The sequence below is a fragment of the Candidatus Cloacimonadota bacterium genome (assembly GCA_011372345.1).
In the GTDB taxonomy this organism is placed as follows: Bacteria; Cloacimonadota; Cloacimonadia; order Cloacimonadales; family TCS61; genus DRTC01.
In genome coordinates, this window is sequence record DRTC01000469.1 from 1 (window position 1) to 2,862 (window position 2,862).

General features: G+C 34.8%; 5 protein-coding genes. 4 read left to right on the forward strand and 1 reads right to left on the reverse strand.

Annotation, left to right across the window (positions count from 1 at the left end; genetic code table 11):
- The coding region (locus ENL20_09080; protein ID HHE38710.1) for a sigma-70 family RNA polymerase sigma factor at positions 1-830 on the reverse strand (830 nt) is incomplete at its 3' end.
- A gap of 116 nt (positions 831-946) precedes the next feature.
- Here ENL20_09080 and ENL20_09085 point away from each other — a divergent pair.
- The 4 genes from ENL20_09085 to ENL20_09100 all read left to right on the forward strand — a co-directional run bounded on the left by ENL20_09085 (position 947) and on the right by ENL20_09100 (position 2,618).
- The gene (locus ENL20_09085; GenBank protein HHE38711.1) at positions 947-1,177 is read left to right on the forward strand and encodes a hypothetical protein; all 231 of its coding nucleotides are present in this window, start codon (positions 947-949) and stop codon (positions 1,175-1,177) included.
- Positions 1,178-1,206: 29 nt separating this feature from the next.
- Entirely contained in the window at positions 1,207-1,413 is a 207-nt protein-coding gene (locus ENL20_09090; protein ID HHE38712.1) for a hypothetical protein, read from the forward strand.
- Between the two features lie 3 nt (positions 1,414-1,416).
- Complete coding sequence (locus ENL20_09095; protein HHE38713.1) at positions 1,417-1,797, forward strand: response regulator; 381 nt, start codon at positions 1,417-1,419, stop codon at positions 1,795-1,797.
- Between the two features lie 551 nt (positions 1,798-2,348).
- The gene (locus ENL20_09100) at positions 2,349-2,618 is read left to right on the forward strand and encodes an HNH endonuclease (GenBank protein HHE38714.1); all 270 of its coding nucleotides are present in this window, start codon (positions 2,349-2,351) and stop codon (positions 2,616-2,618) included.
- The last annotated feature ends 244 nt before the right edge of the window (positions 2,619-2,862 follow it).

Here is a 2,862-nt window from a genome sequence, read left to right on the forward strand (position 1 = left end):
TCGTTGAATTGGATTATGCGGGAAGGTTTATGAGGAAAATCAACGATCTTGATGGAATTCAGATTATAAACTTCAAATTCAGTGATAAAACAATCGAAAGTATTTTTTTTATTCAGATGATATACAAAGATCCTATACTTTTGGTCATCGATCAGACAAATATCATATTCAATAATTTCATTAATATTGAAATCCGGCAAAACAACAGGTTTTTCACAATCTCTGATGTAGAATGATATTTTGTCTATAGAGTTTTCCAGCATTGCTTTTTTAAATTGTTTGATAAAATAAAGGATATTTTCGTGCAACCTTGCACCTACGATCGATTCTGAGGCGATCATACCCTTTTGTTTATTATATTCTGCCAAAATTTCTTTTCTCAGACGATAGACTCTTTTTCTTAAGGCATCATAAGTGATCCTTTTCCCCTGCCAGAGTTTTTTGACTTTATATCCATTATTTACATACTGTTCGATCAGCTGTTTTTCCTGAAAATTCAGAGATTTCCCATATTCTGCCAGGATTTCCTTAAGAGAGACATCTTTTTTTTTATCGAGGATGGTCTTTGTGATCACATTCTCATAATCTTCAAAGCTGGTAGAAGCGACTTGTTCTTCAGTTATCTTTTTTCTTTTAAGATCGATAGCGACATTTTTGGCACAGGTATATATCCAATTATTTTCATTTTTTTTATCAATAGATTTTTCATTCAGGAAATATTTAATTGCTACTGTATGTGATAGATCCCTTATATCATCGGCATCTGTAATGAATTTCATAATTGTGGAAGCAGCAAGATTCGTTATTTTTTTATATTCTTTTACATCCATCAATATACTCCTCAGGGAGTCTTCATTGTAATTTCTTATTTTAATATGAAATAACCCTGATTCCGTCCCATTTTTTTTTCTCATCCGTATACTTATATAGAAGGAGGAAAAAAATTATGGAAAGAATTTTTATCAACCAGCAACCATATCCAAAAATGGTTTATCTGGTTTTCGGTCAACAACATTTTAAGGAAAAAAGGAAAAAGGTCTATTACTGCTATGATCCGGGACAATACCCGCCAATCACCTGGAAAGAACTGGAAGGTAAGGAATATGAAATCCTGGAAGTAGGACAGGGTTATACGATCGTTCGTTATAAAGGCAAGACCTATGTTGTTTATGAATAATAAACAGGAAGAAAGAAAAGGATGGAAAAATGCGTGAATATCGAAGAAATAAAATGGAAGATATCTGGCACTGGATAGAGGATTGTTCATACTTTCCAAAAGGAAAAAATGTCGTCAGGCTCTCGACAAAACCTCTGAGTGGTGTTTTCTGTCACGAGTGCATCAGACGGAGTAGAATTAAACACTGGTGTGAAGGAAGAATTACAACTCAAAGAATGTTCAAAATGGTTAGTTAGCAAATCAATCAAGGGGGAAATGTGTCAAAAATAATGATCGTTGAAGATGAGATCATCGTTTCTGAAGATATCAGGATGATATTATCAGGAAACGGTTATGAAATCGTGGCTGTGGTGGCTTATGCTGAAGAAGCGATCATCATGGCAGGCAGGCAGAAACCTGACCTGGTTCTGATGGACATTAAGCTTGCCGGAAAGATGAACGGTATCGAAGCTGCTTCCAAGATAAAAAAACAAATGAATATCCCGATCATTTTTATGACAGCCAATGCTGACGAAGAAACTTATAAAAAGGTTCATAGTATTGATCCCTCCGCTTACCTGCTCAAGCCTTTTAATAATAATGAGCTTTTTGATTCTATTAAATTTGCTCTGAATGAATAAATGATAAGCCCTGTTCTCCAGTACCCTCTGGAAAAGATCCCTCCGGCAGAATACATCGGTTGGAGGGATCACCTTGATCTTCTAATTCCCCCTATATGAGTTCTGCGTAATTGGGTGTTTTTGAGAATTATGAGAAAAAACAGAAAATCAAATTATGCAACTCATCCCCTAACCCCTTCTCTTGCAAAGAGAAGGGGAAAACGAAGTCATCCCCTAATCCCTTCTTTTGCAGAGAGAAGGGGAAAACGAAATCATCCCTCTTTTTGAAGAGAGGGAATGAGGGTGAGTTAGAAATTGAATTATGCAGAATCTCTAATTTCTCCTATTCGAACAGTAACTCGGAACTTGTTCCGAGACCGGAAACATTCATTCTGAAAAAGTTCAGCATTCGAATAATACTTTCTCGCACAAAAAATCAAAGTAAAACTTTTCAGCAATTGCATTCCCAAAAAAAATTTGGGAATGAGGAGAAACAGTAATTTTGAAAATTTCATGATCCCGATACATCGGGATTGGTAAGTTTGGATTTTGAAGCGGCTAAGGAGAAAATCATGTTAGACCGGGAAAAAATAATGCAGGAAAATTTTGATCCGGCAATGATCAGGAAAATCTGGAAAAAGGGAAATGTTATCTTTGATATTAATCCCGATATTATCAGGAAAGATCGTTTCGGTGATTGGATCAAAAGAGATGATTATGGAAATCCTCATTCGATTTATGGTTGGATAATCGAAGATATCGTTCCAATATCCAAAGGAGGAAACAATGAAATCGAGAATTTGCAACCGCTGCACTGGAAAAATAGACGAAAGTTTTTGTAATTGTTTAAAATTTAGTTATTGGAATCTGTTATCAATTTTAATATGCAATAATTGAGTCCACTCTAAAAAAAAGGCAATAATTTGGAAGATGTATGAAATTTTGCCCGAAATTCGGAAACTAATGAATCGGTTAATGACCTCTATCTTCTTATTAACCACCAACTTAAGTTGGTGGTTAATGAAACAGGAAAAAGTATTAACCGTTTTAACGGTTTCTAATTTTATTGAATTTGACCTTTTTAGA